Raw genomic sequence first — 22,057 nt, 5'->3', positions numbered from 1 at the left:
ATATCCCATAGTCCTATTCACAAAATAAAAAGGATGTCTCACTAGTCAAAAATTGACTAATGAGACATCCTTTTCTTTTATTCACCTAATAATGCGTGGCGCAATTCTTCACTAGATTCGTTCCAAATTGCTTCATTATGCTCTTTTAAGAATGTACCAAGTACTTTTTTAGATGATTCATCCATATGATCAATCATGATGTAACGCTTTAGTGATTTATCCATTTTATTTACATGCTCTGGAAGTGATTTATATCCGCGGCGAATTTCACGGTCAACAGTCATTTCACAAGCTGTTGCACCTGCGTAATAAGCACCGTTTGGTGTTCTTTCAATTGTTACCCAAACGAGCCAAAACGGTTTTCCATTCGGAACTTCATCTTTATTTGTTAAAAACTTAATTCCTTTTTCTACTGTACTACGCGCATGCATCGCACCGATATCAACGAACGCAGTTTTCTCTAATACATCAACAAATACAGGAGAAATATTTTCTAAACTTAATGATCCAACACCAAACCCACCATGTCCATCTGTTGAGTCGTTCTTTACAATATTAAAACCGATTTTTTTCTTTTTCTCTGTCATATGTAAACTCCTCCTCGCTTAATGATTATAAAAGCCTGAAAATAGGCGCAATGATATTTTGTAAAAATACTAATACATATGGAATAACAACATTGAAAATAGGTTGAATTGTGTAATTGCTAAGCGGTGTAATAACAAGAATTAATAACGCAATTGATCCATACTTTTCATACTGTGTCATTTTCGCACGAATATTTGCTGGTGCTAAATCTTCCACAACGCGATAACCATCAAGTGGCGGGATTGGTAATAAATTAAATACAAGTAAAACAATATTAAGCATAATAAAAATTTGGAAAAATTGATCCAGCGTATCTGCTACTGCAAGTGGCATCGCATTTAACACACCAAATGTTATTAAGCTATACCAAATAATTAAACCAATTGCACTTAAGATAAGATTACTTATCGGTCCCGCAATAGAAACTAATATTCCTGCAAGACGCGGTCTTTTAAAGTTATATGGGTTAACAGGCACGGGTCTTGCCCAACCGAATCCAAGAATTAATACAGCAATCATACCGATAGGATCTAAATGAGCCCTCGGTGATAACGTTAAACGTCCTTGCTTTTTCGCTGTATCGTCTCCAAATTTATATGCAACATACGCATGTGCAAATTCATGCACAGATAGCGCAATAATGATCGCCATTGCTACCAATGGAATTTGTTGCAATGGGTATCTAAATAACTGATCCATAACTCATCTCCTCTTCAATATGTCAAAAAAAGAAATTATTTGTTTTTCCGATTGTTCTTCCTCATAATCCGCTATAATAAGAGTGTAACTTACATAAAAGGAGCGATTATATATGCCATACGTAACAGTGAAAATGCTAGAAGGACGCACAGAAGAACAAAAGAAAGCTCTTGCTGAGAAAGTAACAGCAGCAGTAAGCGAAACAACTGGTGCTCCTGAAGAAAACATCGTTGTTTTCATCGAAGAAATGTCTAAAAACCATTATGCAGTTGGCGGAAAACGCTTAAGCGACAAATAATTTCAAGTTTTTTCATAAGAAGCAGCTCTTAGCTGCTTCTTATTTTTTTCCTTCTAACAACTCGATAATTCTCTCTTTATATTTTCCTTTTCTTCCATCTTCATAGATTAAATCATGTGGATAGAATAGCTTTTGATCTGTTCGCTTCTTACCTGTAATCGCCTCAACAATATCCGATTCGCGCGAAAGCTCCCTAAGTTCCCCGTTCGGCATAAGGAGTAAGATTGGTAGACGCTCTTCTTCTTCTCCTGCGCGGTAAAAGTCATACGGTAAGTCTGATGTTGAATCCACAACTAAATAATACTCTGGATCTAGTCCAATCTTTTTAAATAAGCTACTTAATTCCATCCAATTATCTAAACCGTGTTTATCTGTAAACTCTACATATTTAAATAGATTTCGATTCATAAAACGGCGACATAAGTCCCTTAAAATTGGATCTTCTTCGTCTTGCCATACTTGGAAGTAATAATACATTACGTTCTCGTCTAGCTTTAAATAGTCCTCTACTGTTACTTCTTCTTCAAATAAAGAATAGAAATGAACAGGATGATATTTAAACGCATAATACTTCTCATGCAGTGATTTAGCTCGGTGTAAAATCTTCGTTAAAATTACTTCTGCACTACGTGTTACCGGATGGAAATATACTTGCCAATACATTTGATAACGACTCATAATATAATGCTCTACAGCATGCATACCACTATTTTTAATGACAACTTGATTACCATACGGGCGCATGACACGCAGTATACGTTCCATATCAAAGTTCCCATACTTTACACCAGTAAAATATGCATCTCTTAATAAATAATCCATACGATCAGCATCAATTTGGCTTGAAATCATACTAATCGCTAATTTATTAGTAGATGTTTTCGCAATTACATCTGCTACCTTTTGCGGGAAATCTTTATCCACACGGCTTAATACACGATTAATTTCCGTATCACCAACGATAATCTTTTGCGTGAATTTCTCATGATCTAACGAAAATACTTTTTCAAATGAATGAGAAAATGGGCCGTGACCGACATCATGAAGTAATGAAGCACATAAACATAACAATCTATCTTCAGCATTCCAATTTGGTCTGCCATCAAACACATCATCAATCATACGACGAATAATTTCATACACACCTAACGAATGAGTAAAGCGACTATGCTCTGCACCGTGAAATGTAAAAAATGTCGTTCCAAGCTGCTTAATACGGCGCAAGCGTTGAAATTCTTTCGTTCCGATTAAATCCCAAATAACGCGATCACGCACGTGCACATATTTATGTACTGGGTCTTTAAACACTTTTGTTTCGCTGAGTTTGTCGTTTAAATATACCACTTTCCGACATCCCCCTTTCTTTACTGCATTCTTACTATATATTATAAACGATATAGGAAACAGAAAGAAATGAAAGACTATATTAATTCCTGTTATATAAAGAAAAATCACTTTTACCGACGTAAAAGTGATTTTTCTTTATATATTATTTTCCTAAAATGAACTCAGTAACTTCGTCTAGGATCATTTCTTTACCTAGTGGGAAGTATCCTTTGTTTACATCTTCATTACTGATTGTAAATACATGGTTATTTTTAACAGCGTTCATATTTTTCCAAATTGATTCTTCTTGGAATTCTTTTAAGCGCTGAGAACCATCACCAGTTGTAAATACGAATAAGTAATCTGGGTTGTAATCAATTAAAGCTTCTTTTTGTATTTGTACTAACGGTTTATCAGTTGGTGTACCTTTAACTGCTGGTAATTTTAAATCACCAAAGATTACGCTACCGTAACCGTAGTCACCGTATACACGGAATGCATTTGGATATGCAGCCATTTTCATGAATGTTGCATCGCCAGTTTTAGCAACGATTTTGTCATGTAATTTGCTTGCTTTTTCATCATACTTTTTGAACCATTCTTTTGTTTCTTTCTCTTTACCGAAGATTTGACCTACTTCTTCGAATTTTGGACGCCATTGGTCTAATGGAGTTTTTAACATAACTGTTGGTGCAATTTTAGATAATTGATCATAAATCTTTTCTTGACGATTGTTTACAATAATTAAATCTGGTTTTGCAGCAGCCACTGCTTCGATGTTAATTTTATCGCCCCAAGCAGAACCTACTGGTTTCACACCTTCTAATTTCTTTGCGATATGTCCATCAATTTTTTCTTGTGTTGTATTTGCAGTAATAATCGGTTTCATACCGAAAATTAATAATTCTTCTGTTGAACCACTAAGGTCAGCAATTTTCTTTGGATTTGCAGGGATTTTAATTTCCCCTTTTGCGTGTTGTACAGTGCGCTCTTCAGTCTTCGCATCTGCTTTCTTTTCTTCTTCTTTGTTAGAACAAGCTGCAAATAGTACAGAAGTAACAACTAGTACCATTGCTAATAGTGCCATTTTAAAATTCTTCATATTCCGACTCCTTCTAGCTGTATTTCTCTTATAATTTGCATGTAACTATAAGAAACGAAAACAACATTTAATTAATATATTTTTATTAATTGTTGTTTATAACCCGTTCTAACGGGCGTTCAACTTCCCATCCGTGGGTAAGAAGCTCAACGTCCATTAGAACTCCCCCTCTCACCTCTTTAAGAGGGGGAAATTCTATTAATTATGCTTTTTTACGCAATTGATTATTAATCATCGCTAAATCGTATGTTAAACAAATTGGTTTACAGTTTACTGGACATGGAACGATTTGAGCTTCGATTTCAAATACGTTACGAAGCGTTTCACTTGTCATAACTTCATCTGGCGTTCCTTGTTTCATTAACTTCCCAGCTTTTAATGCAATCATATGATCAGAGAAACGAGAAGCATGATTTAAATCGTGAATAACCATAACAATCGTTCTGCCTTCTTCTTTGTTTAACTTCTTCAGTAAGTTTAATACTTCAAGTTGATGAGCCATATCTAAGTATGTTGTTGGTTCATCTAACACGAGTAAATCTGTTCCTTGTGCAAGAGCCATCGCAATCCATACACGTTGACGCTGACCACCTGATAAAGCTTCTGCTGGACGATTTGCGAATTCTGTCATCCCAGTTACTTCAAGTGCCCAATGAATGTAGCGATAATCCTCTTCCTTCAATGTTCCAAATCCTTTTTGATGAGGAAAACGTCCATATGAAACAAGTTCAAACACAGTAAGGCCTGTTGGCACTTCTGCAGTTTGTGGTAAAATCGCCATTTTCTTTGCGATTTCTTTCGTTGGCTGTTTCTCAATTGCTTTTCCATCAAGATAAACAGTACCTCGTTTTGCTTTCAAAATACGAGAAGCCGTTTTTAATAATGTAGATTTCCCACAACCATTTGGTCCAATAATCGTTGTAATTTGCCCTTCCGGAATTTCAACTGTTAATCCATCTATAATTAACCCTTCATTATAGCCAACAGATACCGCATCAACTGCTAAAGTTGCCATACAAAAAGCCTCCCTTTATTTTGTCCTCATAAGTAAATATATGAAATATGGTGCGCCAATTACAGAAATGACAAGACCGACCGGTATTTCTGAAGTTGGTAACACACTTCTTGAGATTACATCTGCAAATAAAAGCAAGAACGTCCCTATTAATGCAGCCGTTGGTAACATAATTTGATGTTTACCACCAACGAGGCTTCTCGCTAAATGCGGAGCCATTAAACCGATAAAACCGATTCCGCCCGCAACAGCAACAGATGCACCAGCTAAACAAACTGCAATAAATAATAATTTACGTCTTTCTTTTTCTACGTTTACACCAAGGCCAACTGCTGTAGAGTCGCCTAAATTCATTACATTTAATATGTGCGCTTTACTAATGGCAAGTGGTAAGAAAATAACCATCCATGGGAGTACACTTAGTACGAACTTCCAATCTGTTCCCCATAAACTTCCTGCCAACCAAATTGTTGCAAAGCGGAAATCATTAGATGTCATCTTCATAGAAAAAATTAAACTAACAGCACCAAATCCGGCTGCAACAGCGATACCAACAAGAATTAATCGAGTGGATGAAACGCCGTCTTTCCATGCTAGTAAATAAATGATAACCGCTGCTAATATCGCACCAATTAGTGCGAAGAATGGAAGGATAAATACAGATAAGAATGTACCAGTTCCAACTTTTCCAAAGAAAAAGTAGACGAATACAACAACTGTTAATCCCGCTCCGGCGTTAATACCTATAATACCTGGATCAGCAAGTGGATTTCGTGATAACCCTTGCAAAATTGCACCTGACATAGCTAACGCAGAACCAACTAATATAGCTATAACCATACGTGGCATACGAAATTCAAATAAAATAACAGATTGATCTTCTGCACCTAATCCAACCAATGACTTTAATACATCTATTGGAGGTATTTTAAATGTTCCTGTATTTAAACTTATTAAAAATATAGCAACGATTAACCCTACTAAAATCGTTAAAATAGAAACGTTCTTTTTTGTTAAGACGCTCGTCCTCACATTTTTCCTCTCCCTTCGTTACGTGCTAAGTAGAGGAAGAATGGAACTCCAATTAGCGCTGTAATTGCTCCAATTGGCGTTTCAAACGGTGGATTAATAACGCGAGATAGCATATCTGCACATTCAATTAACAATCCACCTAAAACTGCAGAACATGGAATAACCCATCTATAATCTGAGCCTACAAGGAAACGAGTCATATGCGGAATTACAAGTCCAACAAATCCAACTGATCCTGCCATAGAAACCGCAGAACCCGTTAATACAAGAACAAGTACTGTTCCGATAAATTTAATTAATGTCGTATTTTGACCAAGTCCAATCGCAATTTCTTCACCAAAACTTAAAATTGTAATATATCTCGACATCATAATTGCTATAGCGAGACAAACAAGACCAATCGGTACTAACATATTAATACTTTGCCATTTCACTCCGGCAACACCGCCTGCATTCCACATACTTACCTCTTGGGCAAGGTTGAAGTACAATGCAATTCCAGATGAAATTGCCCCTAATAAAGCACTAATTGCTGCACCAGCTAAAGCTAATTTCACAGGCGTTAATCCACCTGGTGAAGAAGACCCAATACCATATACAATGCTCGCTCCAAACGCAGCTCCAATAAAAGATGCGATAACAAACATTAAATAAGGTGAATTAGGGAAGAATGCATACATAATTGCAATCCCGAATACAGCACCATCTGTAATCCCCATTAACGATGGGGATGCAAGTGGATTTCGTGTCATACCTTGCATAATTGCTCCTGATACCGCTAAAAAGGCACCTGCAACTACGCCCCCTATTGCTCTAGGCATGCGAAGTTCTTGAATTACGTTATGATGCGTTATAGACCCATCAAACTGAAATACAGCTTGCCAAACGGTCTTTAAACTAATATCTGCTGCACCAAACGAAATAGAAACTGCCATGCTTAAAGCTAACAAAATTGTGCCTGCTATTAAAATAATAGAAGCAACGAGCGGTCTGCTCTTAATCTCTTTAACATTCACATCTTGCTGTTCTATACTCCTTGCGCTCGCTTCCATCCCTCAACCATCCTAACCAACAACATATATTTAATAAAATGAAATTTATTCTCAAATAACAATAAAAAAATTAGGTGAATTGATTTTTTTCGTGATAATGATTCTCAGAATCACACTTTCTATTCTACCTAGCGCCCCAAAAGGCTGTCAACCATTATTTTGAAATACGAATTCATACAAAGCGCTATCTTATGGGCATAAAAAAAGAAGAGTAATCTGTTCACTCTTCTTTTTCTTACTTATTTAACTTTACTTCAATTTTTGTAATTAATTCATCTTCCGTTGGAGCTGCAACTGGACGATTATTTACAAATGCGAATGATTTTTTACGACCAGGACCGCAGTAAGACTGACATCCAACTTCAATCGTTGCACATGAATCTACTTTTTTTAACTTCGGAATCAGCGTTTTAACGTTCGTCGCCTGACAATCATCGCACACACGAAATTCGTTTCCCATTATATATAACACTTCCTCAATTTTAACTTTTCACAAGTACATTTAAAAATAAACACTAAATGGTATTTTACCGCTCTTTGAAGCTTGTTGCAAGTCTCCGGGCGTAGCTCTATTCCTATATAAGGCTACCTATTTTTTATATTTTCTCCTTCAAAAGCTTTCATCATTCATAGCCATATTTCTTCTCTTCATTGAAATCTACCATATTTTTAAAAGCTTTGTATAAAAGCTCATTTTTTTGCCCATTATAAAAATAGGAAGTTCATAAAAAGAAAGGGAGTTGAATCTATGAAAGTAAGACAAGATGCTTGGACAGACGAGGACGATTTATTACTTGCTGAAACGGTGCTTCGCCATGTTCGAGAAGGAAGTACTCAATTAAATGCTTTTGAAGAAGTAGGAGATCAGTTAAATCGCACATCCGCTGCTTGTGGTTTTCGCTGGAATGCTGTTGTTCGCTATAGCTATGAACAAGCTCTTCAACTAGCAAAAAAACATCGTAAAGATAAAATGCGTGCTGTGGGCGGTGAACAGGCAAAAAAACGTTTGCTTTATACACCACCAGCTTCAGAAGCGATAACTGATTATGAAGAACACGTACCGTATGAAACAGCTGTTCAATATACAGAAGCTATTCCATATCAAGAGCCGACTGTCCCTGCTCCAAAAAGCTCAATAACAATGCAAGATGTTATTTACTTTTTACAAACAGTTGGATCTTCAAATATAAAAGTAACAGCTCTTGAAAACGAGAATACGAGATTGAAACAAGAAATTAAAGCGCAAATCTTGCGAAATGAAGAACTAGAAAGGAAACTAGAAAAATTAGAACAACAATCTCATACTGTACAAGAGGATTACGAAACACTTATGAATATTATGAACCGTGCTCGTAAATTAGCAGTAATGGATGATGAGGAACGCTCACAAACATCTTTCCGCATGGATCGAAACGGTAACTTAGAAAAAATTGCAGAATAAAAAGGATGCATGCAATGCATCCTTTTTATTCTTTCACTTCAAAATCCCCCTCTATCCCACTATTTGCGGTCAGTAAAACTCCCACCTCAAAATTCAGCTGGAGCAAAGAAGTTAGGTGGGAGCCCTGCTGCCCGTAAACGCCCGATTGGTGAGGGCTAATAATCAGTGGGGGATGAACAAAACCCCCACTGATTAAAGTTTCACTTTATATCCGAGAAAACCCCTTTCTTCATTTTTTGCTATAATAGAGGTTGTCATTTTATAAATAAGGGGTTAGTTATATGAGCAATTCCCGTTCGATTTTATCTCAGCCAGAGTGGCGTATTGTGGACCAGTCTAGTTTAGGACCAACATTCCATGCACTGCAGTCATTCGCAATGGATGACACGTTATGCACAAGTATTGGAAATGGTCTATCCGCTGCAACAATGCGCTCTTGGGTTCATCACAATACAATTGTTCTTGGCATTCAAGATTCACGCCTACCACATTTAGAAGAAGGTATTTCCTTTTTAAAAGAAAACGACTTTAATGTTATCGTTCGTAATTCCGGTGGACTTGCGGTCGTACTTGATGAAGGTGTTTTAAACGTATCACTTTTATTCCAAGAAACAGAAAAAGGTATCGACATCGATCTTGGATACGATACGATGTGGCATTTAATTAAGGAAATGTTAAAAGATTACGATGTTACTATCGAGGCAAAAGAAATTGTTGGTTCTTATTGTCCTGGTAGCTATGATTTGAGCATTCGCGATCAAAAATTTGCTGGTATTTCTCAGCGTCGTATTCGCGGAGGCGTTGCTGTACAAATTTACTTATGTGCAACAGGAAGCGGATCTGAGCGTGCCGCACTCGTTCGTGACTTTTACAACATAGCAATTCAAGACGAAGAAACACGATTTACGTATCCTGAAATTGTGCCGAGTACGATGGCTTCACTATCTGAATTACTTGGCGAAACAATTACAGTGCAAGATTTAATGATGCGCCTTTTAAAAACGTTGCAACAATTCGCTCCAAAGTTAACACCATCTCAACTAACAGTAGATGAAGTTCCTTTATATGAGACGAATTTACAACGTATTATTGACCGTAATAATAAGGCACTTGGTTTAGAAAAATAAAAAAGACCACCCTCATTTCAAAAGAAATAGGGTGGTCTTTTTTCATATTAATTCATTATAGAATTAAAGTGCTTGAGCTGCTGTAATTAAAGCTAACTTATACACTTCTTCTTCGTTACATCCACGAGATAGATCATTTACAGGCATGTTTAAGCCTTGTAAGATTGGTCCTACTGCTTCGAAGTTACCTAAGCGTTGAGCGATTTTGTAGCCGATATTGCCAGCTTCTAGGCTTGGGAATACGAATACGTTAGCATCACCTTTAATTGTAGAACCTGGAGCTTTCTTCTCAGCTACAGATGGTACGAATGCAGCATCGAATTGGAATTCTCCATCTAAAGCTAATTCAGGAGCCATTTCTTTTGCAATGCGAGTTGCTTCTACAACTTTTTCTGTTTCTGGAGATTTCGCAGAACCTTTTGTAGAGAAGCTTAACATAGCAACGCGTGGGTCAATACCGAATAGTTCAGCAGTTTTCGCACTTTCGATACCAATTTCAGCTAAATCTTGGCTGTTTGGTGCAATGTTAATTGCGCAATCAGCGAATACATACTTCTCTTCTTCACGTACCATGATGAATACGCCTGAAGTTTTTGTAACGCCTGGTTTTGTTTTAATAATTTGAAGTGCTGGACGAACTGTATCAGCTGTAGAATGAGCTGCACCACTTACTAAACCTTGTGCTTTGCCCATGTATACAAGCATTGTACCGAAGTAGTTTTCGTCTTTAAGAATTTTACGAGCATCTTCTTCTGTTGCTTTACCTTTACGGCGTTCAACGAAAGATGCTACCATTGCATCCATCTCTTCGTATGTAGCTGGATCGTAAATATCAACGCCTGCTAATGTTAAGTTCATGCTAGCAGCTTTTGCGCTAATTTCTTCTTTATTACCAACTAAAATTGGTTTTACTAGTTCTTCTTTTGCTAAACGCTCTGCAGCGCCTAAAATTCTTTCATCAGTTCCTTCAGGAAGTACGATAGAAATGCCTTTTCCTTGAACTTTTTCTTTTACTGCTGTAAATAAATTGCTCACGAATAAACCCTCCTACAAATGTTAAAAACTCTACCTTTAAGAATACTTCTTTTCAGCTATATTTTAAACTTATAGCTCCCAAAAAATAGATAAAATGAAAATGATTATATTTTCATAAAATTCAGACGGTAAATAAAGCCTACTTAAGCCTTATTTTCTCCCGTTTTTCGGTAAATATAAATGTGACAGTTTTATGCGCCGAAACTTTATGTAGATGTTTTTAATCCTATATATGCTATAGTTAACGTGTAAAATATCATTAACTGAGGTGAATAGAATGAGTGAAGCAACAACAACGTTAGATGGCTGGTATTGTTTACATGATTTACGTTCTATTGATTGGGCAGCATGGAAAACATTATCTAGTGACGAACGCGGACAAGCAGTGTCTGAATTTTTAAATGTCGTTGAAAAATGGAACGAAGTAGCTACTGCAAAAAAAGGCAGTCATGCAATGTATACAGTTGTTGGTCAAAAAGCAGATATTATGCTTATGATCTTACGTCCAACAATGGAAGAGTTAAATGAAATCGAAACAGAATTAAATAAAACAACATTAGCTGAATATTTAGTTCCTGCATATTCTTACGTATCTGTTGTTGAACTAAGCAACTATCTTCCAGCTGATGAAGACCCATACCAAAACCCACAAATCTTAGCTCGCTTATATCCTGAGTTACCAAAAGCAAATCACATTTGCTTCTATCCAATGGATAAGCGTCGCCAAGGTAATGATAACTGGTATATGCTTCCTATGGATGAACGTAAGAAACTTATGTACAGCCATAGTAAAATCGGTCGCCAGTACGCAGGTAAAGTGCGCCAAGTTATTTCAGGATCAGTTGGATTTGACGATTTTGAGTGGGGCGTAACATTATTTGCTGACGATGTTCTTCAATTTAAGAAACTTATATATGAAATGCGCTTCGATGAAGTAAGTGCTCGCTACGGTGAATTCGGTACATTCTTTGTCGGAAACATTTTACCAAGCGAAAAAGTAACAAATTTTTTACACATATAATATAAAAAAGGGACGAAATTCGTTCCTTTTTTTATTACCCTCTATATTTATCTGCAAAAACCTTCTTTTTTCTACAAATTCGAACAAAAATAGACGAATTCCTTTCAAATTTCTTGTAAGATTGTAACCTCTTTACATCCAAATTTATGCTAAAATGGTACGAGCTATATGCTAATAACGATGCGAAGGTGATAATGTATATGAAGAAAATCTTGTCTATTTTACTAGTGTCTCTATTGTCATTTTCTTCCTTAGGAGTAACAACATCCCATGCGGAAGAAAAAATACATATAGAGGCAGCTGCTGCACTTCTATTTGATGCAGATACAGGAAAAATACTGCATGAACAAAATCCAGATGAATTACTAGCTATCGCTAGTATGTCAAAATTAATTGTTGTTTATGCCGTATTAGAAGCAATTAAAGAAGGAAAAATCACTTGGGATACGAAAGTAAACATTTCTGATTACGCCTATGAAGTTTCACGTAACAATGAATTCTCTAACGTACCGTTCGAAAAGGGACGCCAGTATACTGTAAGAGAATTATATCATTCTATCGTTATCTTCTCTGCGAATGGATCTAGTATTGCTTTAGCAGAATTACTTGCAGGAAGTGAAAAGAACTTCTTAAATCTTGCAAATGAACATGCGAAAAAACTAGGGTTAAAGAAATATAAATTTGTAAACGCTACAGGGTTAAACAACGCTGATTTAAAAGGAAAACATCCTGAAGGAACTGATCCGAATGGAGAAAACTCCATGTCAGCTCGCGATATGGGGATTCTTTCAAAAACAGTTATTACAAAGTATCCAGAAATGCTAGAGGATACAAAACAAAGATTTAGAAACTTCCCAGATAATCACCCGAAACCAATTCGTATGGAAAATTGGAACTGGATGTTACCAGGTGCTGCTTTCTCTTATGAAGGAGCAGATGGTTTAAAAACAGGAAGCTCTGATACTGCTGGATATGGATTCACTATTACAGCAAAACGCGGTGATTTACGTCTTATTTCTGTTATTATTAAAACGAAATCAATGGACGAACGTTTCACAGAATCTCGCGCATTAATTGAGTATGGATTTAATAACTTCGAAAAACAGAAATTAAAAGTAGATAAAAACAACAAAATTTCTGTAGTAAAAGGAAAAGAAGACTACGTAACAGTTACACCAGAAAAAGAAGTGACAGTAGTTACTGCAAAAGGTAGCAAATCACCTTACAAAATTTCTACTGAAGCAGATAAATCACTTGCTGAAGATGGGCATTTAGTTGCTCCTATTAAGAAAGATGCAAAAGTAGGTTCAATCGTTTTAGAACCAACTGATAAATATGGTTTCTTAGACGGAAATAAAAGTATAAAAGTTACTGCAAAAACGACTGAAGAAGTAGAAAAAGCAAATTGGTTCGTATTAACAATGCGTTCAATTGGCGATTTCTTCTCAAACTTATGGTCTAAAGTATTTTAATGATGAAAAGCTAGCTCACGCTAGCTTTTTTTATTTTCCCCTCTAGATGTAAAACTTCGTTTGGTTGTCATATCTGCGTCCTTTTTCTCATACGTATGAACTAGTAATTGTTCCACACTTCATCTAGAAATGAACCTCTTTCTACAAGGCATTCCAAAAAGAGAGGTGACACATAATGGGTGTTATCGCGTATAACGAAGAAGATGTTAAGTTATTAGCTAGACTGATGCGCGCTGAAGCCGAAGGAGAAGGCCAACAAGGGATGTTAATGGTCGGAAACGTTGGGGTAAATCGTGTCCGCGGAAATTGTTTAGATTTCAAAAAAATACGTAATTTACGTCAAATGGTTTATCAAAATCCTGGTGGTTTTGAAGCAACTCAAAAAGGGTATTTTTATCAACGAGCGAGAGAACAAGATATTGCCTTAGCCCGCCGGACAATTCAGGGACAACGTTTTTGGCCCGCCAACTTCGCCTTATGGTTCTTTAGACCTGAAGGTCCTTGCCCGCCAACTTGGTATGACCAACAAAATTCTGGTCGCTTTAAAAAACACTGCTTCTTCCAACCATCTGGTGGAGATTGTCCAGGCGTATATTAAGGAATGAAAATGAGGAGGGATTTTTGAATGACACAGCAACAAAACCCGTACTACGGAACAGGTTTTTATCAACCATCTGGAACTTATGTGCAACCGCAACAAATGACCCCACAACAGCAGCAACAGCAACAACAACAGCAAGCGATGCAACAACAAGCTGCTCAAGCTCAACTTGCAGTTTCTCAAGGGATGTTACCACTAGAGCAATCGTATATCGAAAATATCCTTCGTTTAAACAAAGGTAAGCCAGCTACAGTTGTAATGACTTATGAACGTGGTAGCTCGCTTGGTACACAATCTTATACAGGGATTATCGAGGCAGCTGGCCGTGATCATATCGTTATTAGTGAACCGAAATCTGGAAAGCGTTATTTACTACTAATGATTTACTTAGATTATGTAGAATTCCCAGGAGAAATTACGTATTTACCTAGTCAACAAGCAACTTATGCTCCAAGACCATAAACAAAAGCTGGCAAATGCCAGCTTTTGTTTTTTTATAGCCCTTTTACAACTGCAGTTCCGACTAAAATCCACGCCACAATAAATGCTACACCACCAAGGGGTGTAATTGGGCCAAAGAATTTAATACCTGTTGTACTTAATGCATAAAGACTGCCTGAGAACATAATAATCCCAGCTACCATAAGCCAACCCGCAGTGCTTAAAAGTGATGATTGCATTTTATCCATTAATAGAGCAACTACGAATAAGCCACCTGCATGAAACATTTGATATGTAACGCCCGTCTTCCACACTTCTAACATTTTTGCAGAAATTTTATTTTCTAAACCATGTGCTCCAAAAGCCCCTAATGCAACAGATAGTCCTGCCGCAATACAACCTAGTAAAAAGAAAATTTTCATCTTAATTCCCCTTTTTTACCTTTATCATAAGCAATTTTTACATATAAGCCAAACGATTTTACTTTTAAAAGTCAAATAAAGATTTACCGTTTGCATCCTTTTCTTTTATATATACTTTTTCTCCAGAAACCGGCATAACTGGTTGAACTGTCGTCATAGGCTGAGACCCAATTACTTGTGTTTGAACTTGTGGTTCTCTATACGTAGAAAGCTCCACTTGTTCATCCAATAATAAATCACATAAAGCACGTACAACTAATAAGTGTTCTTTTGATTGTTGTCCTTCACTACTTTTTGCCTTTGCAATTTCATTCGCCATTTTATTTAAAATCTTATCACTAGATACTTGCATTCCTTGTCACCTCTTACTTTGTAGTTCTTTCTCAAATTGCCCCAGTTTCTCCACCGAACCAAATACTATTATCATATCATGTTCTTGTAGTTTTTCCTGCCCCGTTGGATTATGGATAATATCTCCATCCCTTAAAAACGCTAAAATTGTTACATCAAATTGATTTCTCACATTACTCTCTAGTAACGATTTACTAGCTAAGGTAGAATCTTTACCTACTTTAATTTCTTCAATTACAAAGGATTGTTCTATTCCATACAATACTGTATCAATATAATGAACTGTTAGTGGATTCGCAATACCCAAACGTTAATACAGTAATCATCGTCATCCAAAATGCTTGAAACAAGCTAATTTCTTCAATTGTCATAAATCCTAGCGTTCCTAGAATTACAACAAAGGTCATACATATAACTGCTATCCATAATTGCTTACGTGCATTCATATTATATTTCAACTCTTTTCTCTATCTACAATCTTTGCCAAAGGAAATGAAATACCTATATACTAGAAATGGAATCTATGAAAGAGGTTGATATAATGAAGCTATTTCTTTCTGCCTTACAATGGGCACTATTTATTTTAGCTGGAAGTCTTATTGTACCAATTAGTGTCGCAACTAGTTACGGCCTCGACGGCGCTGAGGCTATCGCGTTTGTACAAAGGACACTATTTGTTCTCGGTTTTGCCGGCCTACTGCAAGCTATATTCGGTCATAAACTTCCTATTCAAGAAGGTCCCGCAGGCCTTTGGTGGGGAATTTTCTCCCTGTATGCAAGTTTAGGCGTCGTATTATTTGGATCAAGCAATGAAACACTTAAGGTCCTTCAGTACGCTTTCCTACTAAGCGGAATTATTTGTATTATTCTTAGTGTTTTTGGACTAATCGATAAACTAGTTCGCTACTTTACACCTACAGTAATTGGAACGTATTTATTCCTTCTTGTCGCACAACTGAGTGGCTCCTTCTTAAAAGGCATGTTTGGCCTTGATGGACAACATACAGAAGTACAGCCAAAGGTATTTATTCTTTCACTCATTGTTATTTTACTATCTTTTTTCATTATGAAGCTACCTATTATTGGACAATATTCCGTTCTTTTCAGTATCGTCTGCGGCTGGATATTATTCGCGTGCTTCGGATTATCTAAACCAGTAACACCTGTGACAGATATAATTCGTCTTCCATCTCTATTTGTTTTCGGAATGCCCCGCATTGAATGGAACATGGCAATTACGGTAGTTTTCGTCACACTATTACTTCTAACAAATATGTTAGCAAGTATTCGCGTTGTACAAAAGGTTGTTTCTAAGTATGAAGAAGGTGCCGCGGAGAATCGCTTCAAACAAGCTGGCATTATAACAGGAATAAATCAATTGCTAGGCGGTCTATTTTCAGCCATTGGTCCTGTTGCCATTTCTGGATCAGCAGGATTCATTGCAACGACAAATATTTATAAGCGCCTTCCATTTATGTTAGGGTCAAGCTTTATCATTCTTGTTAGTATATTCCCAAAGATTACTTCATTCTTTGCAGCAATCCCCGTTGCAGTTGGGTATGCTGCGATTTATCCTGTATTTGCAAGCATGATTGGCCTCGCTTTTCGTGAATATGACACTGTACAAAATAAAGAACAATTATTTAAAGTAGCAGGTCTTTCAATCTTTACAGGAGTCGGAGTTATGTTCGTTCCAGCCGGAGCATTTTCTACGCTGCCGCCATTTTTAGCATCATTTTTAAGTAACGGTCTCGTTCTTGGATCTGTCATGGCTATCTTGCTGGAAATACTATTTTCTCGTTCGCACGAAAAACCACTATCGTAAATTGGAAAACTTCCATTATTGCACTCTACCTTTAGAGTTGTTACGATAATGATAAAGTGAAACTTTAATCAGTGGGGGTTTTGTTCATCCCCACCGATTATTAGCCCACACCAATCGGGCGGTTACAGGCAGCAGGGCTCCCACCTAACTTCTTTGCTCTAGCTAAATTTTGAGGTGGGAGTCTTACTGCCCGCAAATAGCGGGATAAATTGTCATGGGCAACACGCTCATGATAATTTATACTAACAATGCAGAACTTCTCCTAATTTCACATAAAGAGGTTCGATGTCTTACTATATATTCCCTCAATATCTTCATAAAAATTTATTTCTATTCCAACAAAGAAAGGAATTTTCTATATGACTTATAAAATGATTGTTTTAGATTTAGATGATACTTTATTACGCGATGACCATACAATTTCACCTCGTACGAAAGAGGCTTTAATGACCGCACAAGAGCAAGGAGTTAAAGTTGTACTTGCTTCTGGGCGCCCAACGTTTGGTATGCGCAATGTTGCAAAAGAACTTCGTTTAGAAGAATACGGTAGCTTCATTCTATCTTTTAACGGTGCAAAAATTATTAACTGTAAAACAAATGAAGAAATCTTCAGTAGCACGCTATCTCCTGAAATCGTTCACAACCTATTTGAAATTAGTAAAACTGAAGATGTATGGATTCATACTTATATTGGCGATGATATCGTAACAGAAGAAAATAATCCTTATACTAAAATTGAGGGCGAAATTACTGGTATGCCGATTATTGAAGTAGATGATTTTAAAACTGCTGTTAAAGAGCCTGTAGTAAAAGTATTAATGAATAAAGAAGCTGAACGCCTTGTTGAAGTAGAAAAGAAACTACAAAAACAGCTAGAAGGTCAATTAAGCGTTATGCGCTCTAAACCATTCTTCTTAGAATTTACTGAACATGGTGTTACAAAAGGAACGAGCTTAAACCAATTAATCCAAAAACTTGGTATTAAACGCGAAGAAGTTATCGCAATGGGCGATAGCTATAACGATCAAGCGATGATTGAATTTGCCGGTCTTGGCGTTGCGATGGGCAATGCACCAGATGATATTAAAGAAATTGCAAACTATGTAACAGATACAAATATGAACGATGGTGTTGCTAAAGTTGTAGAGAAATTTGTACTAAAAAGCGAAGTGCTTGTTTAATATTTTCATTCATAAAACCTATTTGAAGTCAAATACTTCAAATAGGTTTTTATTTAAATTGCATTGCTTTTGTGACCATATTTTGAACTTTGCACTATTCTCGTAGTGTAAAGTTTCTTTTTGTATATAATGAAACAAAATAGACTATTTTATTTTGAAAAAGAATACAAATTTACTATATACAAGCATACATTAAAGGAGGCTACTTCATGTTATCTACACCAATCGGACGATTAAGAGCAATCGGCTTAGTTGAGGGTATTTCTTTCCTATTACTATTATTTGTAGCAATGCCGTTAAAATATTTTGCAGGGTTTGCAACAGCTGTTAAAATTACAGGTATGGCTCATGGCGTTTTATTCGTACTATTCATCTTTGCGGTAATTCAAGTAACAATCGTACACCGTAAAACAATTTTATGGGCACTTGGTGCACTTGGTGCATCAGTTATTCCATTTGGTACTTTTGTACTAGATGCAAAACTAAAAAATGAACAGTAATAGTAAAAAGGTAGTTAACAATTGTTAGCTACCTTTTTTGCGTTTATATATTCGAAATTTGCCAATCGATTTCTTTTTCATCCATGTTAGATAAAATCTCATTTACTTTAGAGTACGGCTTACTTCCAAAGAAACCACGTCTTGCTGATAATGGGCTTGGATGTACGGACTCGATAATATGATGATTCGTATTCGTAATTAACTTTTTCTTCGCTTGAGCATGGCGTCCCCATAATATGAAAATAACTGGCTTTTCACGTTCATTTAATAGCTCAATCGCGCGATCTGTGAAATGCTCCCATCCTTTTCCTTTATGAGAATTTGCTTCAGCTTGACGAACCGTCAATACAGCGTTTAATAATAAGACTCCTTGCTCCGCCCATTTTACTAAATAACCGTTATTCGGAATTTCATAACCGTATTCATCTCGCAGTTCTTTATACATATTTAACAAAGATGGCGGCGTTTTAATACCCGGTTGTACCGAAAAACTTAAACCATGTGCTTGATTCGGTCCATGATATGGGTCTTGTCCTAAAATAACGACCTTTGTATTTTCATAACTTGTATACTGAAGAGCGTTAAAAATATCTTCTTTCTTTGGATAAATCACATGCTCCTCATACTCTTCTTTTAAAAAGTTAGCTAAAGCTTGATAGTATTCTTTCTCAAATTCTGGCCCCAGTAATGGTCCCCAATCATTCTGCAAAATGTTTTCCATGCCTTCACTTCCTATCCAATTAATTCACCATATCCTGCCTTGTAAATACTAAAAATGAAATGATAAGAGATACTACTGCCCAAACCGTTAAATTCATTAAAGAAAATCCCATTGATAATCCTTGCAATGCAGGCAGTTTTCCTGATAAATAATCCGTTAACGATAAGTTGACACTAAAAATGTATTTCGCACCTTCCCAAGACGTTGCGAATGAACTTAAAATGCCGCCTGCGATTAACGCAGCTAACATAACGCCCATTCCAGCTGGTGTATTTCGAATTAAAACAGAAACCATAAATGATATAGTTCCAACCACAATGGCAACAAACCAAGCTAGTCCGTACGCCATTAAAATGTATTGCCACTGCGGGATAAGATGAACAAAGTTCGTATTTAATGTTTCCTTATCAGTAACAAATCCAGTTAAAACAGGTAAATTCCATCCAGAGTATCCAAATACAAGCCCTGATAACGCGTAAGCAAACAAACCGACAAGAAGCAATATGAGCGAAATGAAAAATAACATCGTCACATATTTACTAAGGAGTATTTTCCAGCGCCGAATTGGCCTCGTCAGAAGCATTTTCATCGTACCATCGCTTCGTTCTCCTGAAACAATATCAATGGCGACAATCATAACGAGCAATGGAATAAATAATGTTATTCCTTGTTCAATAAATGCCCTCACAAATGTTGGTGCCCCTGGCGCAGTCGGATTAATATTATGATCTAAATAATATTGTTGCTGTTCCACTCTTACTTTTAACCAATCACGCCATTCTTCTGGCAATCTAGAATTGTTCAAGCGGTTTTGTGAATCAACAATTTGTTGCTGTAATGATACTTTCCAATCGGTCGTACCAAGCCTTTTTTGCGTTGTTTCTATTTCACGATACTGAGCATACACAAAAAGCGGAATCAAGATTGCTAAAATAAGCATGACAACAACAATCCGTTTCTTACGATAAATCTTTTCTGATTCATTTAAAACTAGATTCGCAAATTCACGCATGTTGCTCACCCCTTGTGAGTTCAATAAATAAATCTTCTAGCGTAAATACAAGCTCTTTGACGCTATGTACATCTATCTCGTTTTCTACAAAGTGCTTATTCCAAACATTAATAGACGCAACATCCATACGACATAGTAACCGCTCATCTTCTATACTAACTTCCTCTACCTCTTCAGCAGCGTCTAACATGTCTTTCGCTTTGGAAATCGGTGTAACGACCCATTCCACACGATCACTCGCTGTTTTGATCAAATCTTCAATAGGTGCAACTGTTATCATTTTTCCTTTATGGATAATAGCAACACGGTCACATATCAGTTGCACTTCACTTAATAAGTGACTCGAAATAAATACACTCATATTTTCTTCTTTTACAAGCTTATGTATAAATTCCCTAAGTTCTCTAATCCCAGCTGGATCTAAACCATTCGTCGGTTCATCTAATATGAGCAATTTCGGGTTTCCAAGTAGCGCCTGTGCAATTCCAAGGCGCTGCTTCATACCAAGGGAATATGTTTTTACCTTATCGTGAATACGCTCATCTAAATGAACCATTTTTGCAATTTCAATAATACGTTCATCTGATATATCACCAAGCATGCGCGCAAATTGCTTTAAGTTTTCCCATCCCGTTAAATATGTATAAAGCTCTGGGTTTTCAACGATACTTCCAATTTGACGCATCGCTTCTCTGAAATTTTCCTTAATAGAATAACCACCAATAGAAATAGTACCTTCTGTCGCTTTAATCAGTCCGACTAACATTCGAATTGTTGTCGTTTTCCCGGCTCCGTTCGGCCCTAAGAAGCCGAATACTTCTCCTTGTTCTACATCAAATGAAATGTCTTCTACAAGTGTCTTCTTTCCAATTACCTTCTTCACGTCTCGTACGGAAAGTATCATCGTCATTTTATCCCTCCTTGTTCTAGTTTTAGTTTACTTACGACGTTTTGGACTAATCGCTCTGCCATATATGTGTAGCCTACTTCATTCGGATGAAAATGATCGGAGTATAATAAATCTTTTCCGCGATTTTGGAATAAATCAAATGTCGGTGTAATATATACATTTTTATCATTTAATGCTAACTTCTCTAAAGAAGCATTCCAATCAACAACAATATTTGATGAACCTCTTAAATCTTCCACATCCTCAAAAGGATTGTATAAACCTAGCCAAAAAATAGGGCTATCTGTATTTAATTTACGAATTTCTTCTATAATTTTCTTTGCCTCATTTTGAAATGTTTCCGTATCAGGACGATATGTCTCTAAATCTATTTTTCCGAGCGATTCCCATCCTGGGAATAAATCATTTCCTCCAATTGTTAAAACAATTACATCTGCTTGCTTAATTGAATATTGAGCTCCGCTACCCTCTAGTTGTTTTAATAAATCCGGCATTTTTGCGCCACTAACTGCCAAATTGGTTAGTGCAACTTTTTGTTTATAATCTTTTTGTAAATCCTCTTTCATTCGTCCAATATAGCCAATTCCTTCTTTATCACCAACGCCGCGCGTTAATGAATCACCTAAACTAACTATTTGTAACGTTCCCGTTTTCTTTTTCCCTTTTTCCACTACGTCAGTCTTCGTAATTAATTTTGAAGCTTTCGGATTTAATACATCATTCACACCCGAAACAAAGCCGTATGCAAATAAACAGAAAGATGCAATTGTAATGAGTAGAATTACTTTTACTAATTTTGATCTCATATCAAAACCCCTTTTAGCCCCTATAGATTGTCCATAATTATACCAAACGAATTTTCGAAAAGCGATTTTCACACCTTCT

The 22,057-nt window shown here is 36.5% G+C and carries 25 protein-coding genes and 1 pseudogene; 10 read left to right on the top strand and 16 right to left on the bottom strand.

Annotation, left to right across the window (positions count from 1 at the left end; genetic code table 11):
• Window positions 1–77: 77 nt before the first annotated feature.
• A complete protein-coding gene (locus tag ACE38F_RS02235) occupies window positions 78–587 on the bottom strand; it encodes a YwhD family protein (protein ID WP_215554843.1) in 510 nt (169 codons plus the stop codon).
• A 25-nt stretch (window positions 588–612) separates the two neighbouring features.
• On the bottom strand, window positions 613–1,287 hold the full coding sequence (locus tag ACE38F_RS02230) for a site-2 protease family protein (RefSeq protein ID WP_375371086.1): 675 nt from the start codon (window positions 1,285–1,287) through the stop codon (window positions 613–615).
• 112 nt (window positions 1,288–1,399) lie between these two features.
• On the opposite strand from ACE38F_RS02230, the gene ACE38F_RS02225 reads away from it, so the two are divergent.
• The gene (locus ACE38F_RS02225) at window positions 1,400–1,585 is read left to right on the top strand and encodes a 2-hydroxymuconate tautomerase (RefSeq protein ID WP_001147171.1); all 186 of its coding nucleotides are present in this window, start codon (window positions 1,400–1,402) and stop codon (window positions 1,583–1,585) included.
• Window positions 1,586–1,624: 39 nt separating this feature from the next.
• Here ACE38F_RS02225 and ACE38F_RS02220 read toward each other — a convergent pair whose 3' ends face one another.
• From ACE38F_RS02220 to ACE38F_RS02195, 6 genes are all read right to left on the bottom strand, one after another.
• Window positions 1,625–2,929 carry an HD domain-containing protein gene (locus ACE38F_RS02220; protein ID WP_341308188.1) on the bottom strand — a complete coding sequence of 435 codons (1,305 nt, stop codon included), beginning with the start codon at window positions 2,927–2,929 and terminating at the stop codon, window positions 1,625–1,627.
• Between the two features lie 145 nt (window positions 2,930–3,074).
• Window positions 3,075–4,013 (bottom strand): ABC transporter substrate-binding protein, encoded by a 939-nt coding sequence (locus ACE38F_RS02215; protein WP_341308189.1) that lies wholly within the window; start codon window positions 4,011–4,013, stop codon window positions 3,075–3,077.
• Window positions 4,014–4,215: 202 nt separating this feature from the next.
• Window positions 4,216–5,028, bottom strand: a complete 813-nt coding sequence (locus ACE38F_RS02210; protein WP_000212073.1) for an ABC transporter ATP-binding protein — start codon at window positions 5,026–5,028, stop codon at window positions 4,216–4,218.
• Window positions 5,029–5,043: 15 nt separating this feature from the next.
• Window positions 5,044–6,060, bottom strand: coding sequence for a FecCD family ABC transporter permease (locus ACE38F_RS02205; protein ID WP_002113117.1), 1,017 nt, complete (start codon window positions 6,058–6,060; stop codon window positions 5,044–5,046).
• Entirely contained in the window at window positions 6,057–7,112 is a 1,056-nt protein-coding gene (locus ACE38F_RS02200) for a FecCD family ABC transporter permease (protein WP_375371085.1), read from the bottom strand. Before ACE38F_RS02200 ends, ACE38F_RS02205 begins: the two co-directional genes overlap by 4 nt.
• A gap of 235 nt (window positions 7,113–7,347) precedes the next feature.
• Entirely contained in the window at window positions 7,348–7,572 is a 225-nt protein-coding gene (locus ACE38F_RS02195) for a YuzB family protein (RefSeq protein ID WP_000526076.1), read from the bottom strand.
• A gap of 288 nt (window positions 7,573–7,860) precedes the next feature.
• Here ACE38F_RS02195 and ACE38F_RS02190 point away from each other — a divergent pair, with 288 nt between their 5' ends.
• On the top strand, window positions 7,861–8,553 hold the full coding sequence (locus tag ACE38F_RS02190; protein ID WP_341308192.1) for an RsfA family transcriptional regulator: 693 nt from the start codon (window positions 7,861–7,863) through the stop codon (window positions 8,551–8,553).
• A gap of 281 nt (window positions 8,554–8,834) precedes the next feature.
• The gene (locus tag ACE38F_RS02185) at window positions 8,835–9,680 is read left to right on the top strand and encodes a lipoate--protein ligase family protein (RefSeq protein ID WP_375371084.1); all 846 of its coding nucleotides are present in this window, start codon (window positions 8,835–8,837) and stop codon (window positions 9,678–9,680) included.
• 63 nt (window positions 9,681–9,743) lie between these two features.
• Here the strand turns inward: ACE38F_RS02185 and pta are convergent, their stop codons facing one another.
• Entirely contained in the window at window positions 9,744–10,715 is a 972-nt protein-coding gene (gene pta, locus ACE38F_RS02180) for a phosphate acetyltransferase (RefSeq protein WP_002113123.1), read from the bottom strand.
• A 277-nt stretch (window positions 10,716–10,992) separates the two neighbouring features.
• Here pta and hemQ point away from each other — a divergent pair, with 277 nt between their 5' ends.
• The 4 genes from hemQ (at window position 10,993) to gerQ (ending at window position 14,271) form a co-directional block, all read left to right on the top strand.
• A complete protein-coding gene (hemQ, locus tag ACE38F_RS02175) occupies window positions 10,993–11,736 on the top strand; it encodes a hydrogen peroxide-dependent heme synthase (RefSeq protein WP_375371083.1) in 744 nt (247 codons plus the stop codon).
• 194 nt (window positions 11,737–11,930) lie between these two features.
• Complete coding sequence (locus tag ACE38F_RS02170) at window positions 11,931–13,208, top strand: serine hydrolase (protein WP_375371082.1); 1,278 nt, start codon at window positions 11,931–11,933, stop codon at window positions 13,206–13,208.
• A gap of 175 nt (window positions 13,209–13,383) precedes the next feature.
• Window positions 13,384–13,806 carry a cell wall hydrolase CwlJ gene (cwlJ, locus tag ACE38F_RS02165; RefSeq protein WP_000538158.1) on the top strand — a complete coding sequence of 141 codons (423 nt, stop codon included), beginning with the start codon at window positions 13,384–13,386 and terminating at the stop codon, window positions 13,804–13,806.
• Between the two features lie 27 nt (window positions 13,807–13,833).
• Window positions 13,834–14,271 (top strand): spore coat protein GerQ, encoded by a 438-nt coding sequence (gene gerQ / locus ACE38F_RS02160; protein ID WP_002166393.1) that lies wholly within the window; start codon window positions 13,834–13,836, stop codon window positions 14,269–14,271.
• 32 nt (window positions 14,272–14,303) lie between these two features.
• Here gerQ and ACE38F_RS02155 read toward each other — a convergent pair whose 3' ends face one another.
• From ACE38F_RS02155 to ACE38F_RS02145, 3 genes and pseudogenes are all read right to left on the bottom strand, one after another.
• Window positions 14,304–14,672: a DUF423 domain-containing protein gene (locus tag ACE38F_RS02155; RefSeq protein WP_002016371.1), complete on the bottom strand. Its 369-nt coding sequence runs from the start codon at window positions 14,670–14,672 to the stop codon at window positions 14,304–14,306.
• A 64-nt stretch (window positions 14,673–14,736) separates the two neighbouring features.
• The gene (locus ACE38F_RS02150) at window positions 14,737–15,024 is read right to left on the bottom strand and encodes a YwdI family protein (protein ID WP_341308194.1); all 288 of its coding nucleotides are present in this window, start codon (window positions 15,022–15,024) and stop codon (window positions 14,737–14,739) included.
• 6 nt (window positions 15,025–15,030) lie between these two features.
• Window positions 15,031–15,469 (bottom strand): annotated as a pseudogene (locus ACE38F_RS02145) (cation:proton antiporter regulatory subunit).
• Window positions 15,470–15,564: 95 nt separating this feature from the next.
• Here ACE38F_RS02145 and ACE38F_RS02140 point away from each other — a divergent pair.
• From ACE38F_RS02140 to ACE38F_RS02130, 3 genes are all read left to right on the top strand, one after another.
• A complete protein-coding gene (locus tag ACE38F_RS02140; protein WP_375371080.1) occupies window positions 15,565–16,848 on the top strand; it encodes a purine/pyrimidine permease in 1,284 nt (427 codons plus the stop codon).
• A gap of 359 nt (window positions 16,849–17,207) precedes the next feature.
• Window positions 17,208–18,029 carry a Cof-type HAD-IIB family hydrolase gene (locus ACE38F_RS02135; protein WP_375371079.1) on the top strand — a complete coding sequence of 274 codons (822 nt, stop codon included), beginning with the start codon at window positions 17,208–17,210 and terminating at the stop codon, window positions 18,027–18,029.
• Window positions 18,030–18,238: 209 nt separating this feature from the next.
• Window positions 18,239–18,529, top strand: coding sequence for a DUF3817 domain-containing protein (locus ACE38F_RS02130; RefSeq protein WP_375371078.1), 291 nt, complete (start codon window positions 18,239–18,241; stop codon window positions 18,527–18,529).
• Window positions 18,530–18,572: 43 nt separating this feature from the next.
• Here ACE38F_RS02130 and ACE38F_RS02125 read toward each other — a convergent pair whose 3' ends face one another.
• The 4 genes from ACE38F_RS02125 to ACE38F_RS02110 are packed head-to-tail and all read right to left on the bottom strand — an operon-like array spanning window position 18,573 to window position 22,050.
• Window positions 18,573–19,250, bottom strand: coding sequence for a uracil-DNA glycosylase (locus tag ACE38F_RS02125; RefSeq protein ID WP_341308196.1), 678 nt, complete (start codon window positions 19,248–19,250; stop codon window positions 18,573–18,575).
• Window positions 19,251–19,269: 19 nt separating this feature from the next.
• Window positions 19,270–20,262: an ABC transporter permease gene (locus ACE38F_RS02120; RefSeq protein ID WP_341308197.1), complete on the bottom strand. Its 993-nt coding sequence runs from the start codon at window positions 20,260–20,262 to the stop codon at window positions 19,270–19,272.
• Window positions 20,255–21,172, bottom strand: coding sequence for an ABC transporter ATP-binding protein (locus ACE38F_RS02115; protein ID WP_341308198.1), 918 nt, complete (start codon window positions 21,170–21,172; stop codon window positions 20,255–20,257). The genes ACE38F_RS02120 and ACE38F_RS02115 overlap by 8 nt, the downstream gene beginning before the upstream one ends.
• The gene (locus tag ACE38F_RS02110; protein ID WP_341308199.1) at window positions 21,169–22,050 is read right to left on the bottom strand and encodes an SGNH/GDSL hydrolase family protein; all 882 of its coding nucleotides are present in this window, start codon (window positions 22,048–22,050) and stop codon (window positions 21,169–21,171) included. Before ACE38F_RS02110 ends, ACE38F_RS02115 begins: the two co-directional genes overlap by 4 nt.
• Window positions 22,051–22,057: the final 7 nt, after the last annotated feature.

Origin of the sequence: Bacillus altaicus (genome assembly GCF_042136375.2) — a bacterium.
GTDB classification, from domain to species: domain Bacteria; phylum Bacillota; class Bacilli; order Bacillales; family Bacillaceae_G; genus Bacillus_A; species Bacillus_A cereus_U.
The sequence above is the reverse complement of the archived record's forward strand: the minus strand, read 5'-3'. Positions and strand labels throughout refer to the sequence as shown.

Coding starts and splice junctions, on each gene's coding strand:
- ACE38F_RS02125 (WP_341308196.1), bottom strand. CDS start 19,250: ATGGAAAACATTTTGCAGAATGATTGGGGACCATTACTGGGGCCAGAA.
- ACE38F_RS02140 (WP_375371080.1), top strand. CDS start 15,565: ATGAAGCTATTTCTTTCTGCCTTACAATGGGCACTATTTATTTTAGCT.
- ACE38F_RS02235 (WP_215554843.1), bottom strand. CDS start 587: ATGACAGAGAAAAAGAAAAAAATCGGTTTTAATATTGTAAAGAACGAC.
- ACE38F_RS02215 (WP_341308189.1), bottom strand. CDS start 4,013: ATGAAGAATTTTAAAATGGCACTATTAGCAATGGTACTAGTTGTTACT.
- ACE38F_RS02195 (WP_000526076.1), bottom strand. CDS start 7,572: ATGGGAAACGAATTTCGTGTGTGCGATGATTGTCAGGCGACGAACGTT.
- ACE38F_RS02170 (WP_375371082.1), top strand. CDS start 11,931: ATGTATATGAAGAAAATCTTGTCTATTTTACTAGTGTCTCTATTGTCA.
- ACE38F_RS02200 (WP_375371085.1), bottom strand. CDS start 7,112: ATGGAAGCGAGCGCAAGGAGTATAGAACAGCAAGATGTGAATGTTAAA.
- ACE38F_RS02150 (WP_341308194.1), bottom strand. CDS start 15,024: ATGCAAGTATCTAGTGATAAGATTTTAAATAAAATGGCGAATGAAATT.
- hemQ (WP_375371083.1), top strand. CDS start 10,993: ATGAGTGAAGCAACAACAACGTTAGATGGCTGGTATTGTTTACATGAT.
- ACE38F_RS02120 (WP_341308197.1), bottom strand. CDS start 20,262: ATGCGTGAATTTGCGAATCTAGTTTTAAATGAATCAGAAAAGATTTAT.
- ACE38F_RS02225 (WP_001147171.1), top strand. CDS start 1,400: ATGCCATACGTAACAGTGAAAATGCTAGAAGGACGCACAGAAGAACAA.
- gerQ (WP_002166393.1), top strand. CDS start 13,834: ATGACACAGCAACAAAACCCGTACTACGGAACAGGTTTTTATCAACCA.
- ACE38F_RS02210 (WP_000212073.1), bottom strand. CDS start 5,028: ATGGCAACTTTAGCAGTTGATGCGGTATCTGTTGGCTATAATGAAGGG.
- ACE38F_RS02135 (WP_375371079.1), top strand. CDS start 17,208: ATGACTTATAAAATGATTGTTTTAGATTTAGATGATACTTTATTACGC.
- ACE38F_RS02190 (WP_341308192.1), top strand. CDS start 7,861: ATGAAAGTAAGACAAGATGCTTGGACAGACGAGGACGATTTATTACTT.
- ACE38F_RS02230 (WP_375371086.1), bottom strand. CDS start 1,287: ATGGATCAGTTATTTAGATACCCATTGCAACAAATTCCATTGGTAGCA.
- ACE38F_RS02115 (WP_341308198.1), bottom strand. CDS start 21,172: ATGACGATGATACTTTCCGTACGAGACGTGAAGAAGGTAATTGGAAAG.
- ACE38F_RS02185 (WP_375371084.1), top strand. CDS start 8,835: ATGAGCAATTCCCGTTCGATTTTATCTCAGCCAGAGTGGCGTATTGTG.
- cwlJ (WP_000538158.1), top strand. CDS start 13,384: ATGGGTGTTATCGCGTATAACGAAGAAGATGTTAAGTTATTAGCTAGA.
- ACE38F_RS02130 (WP_375371078.1), top strand. CDS start 18,239: ATGTTATCTACACCAATCGGACGATTAAGAGCAATCGGCTTAGTTGAG.
- ACE38F_RS02155 (WP_002016371.1), bottom strand. CDS start 14,672: ATGAAAATTTTCTTTTTACTAGGTTGTATTGCGGCAGGACTATCTGTT.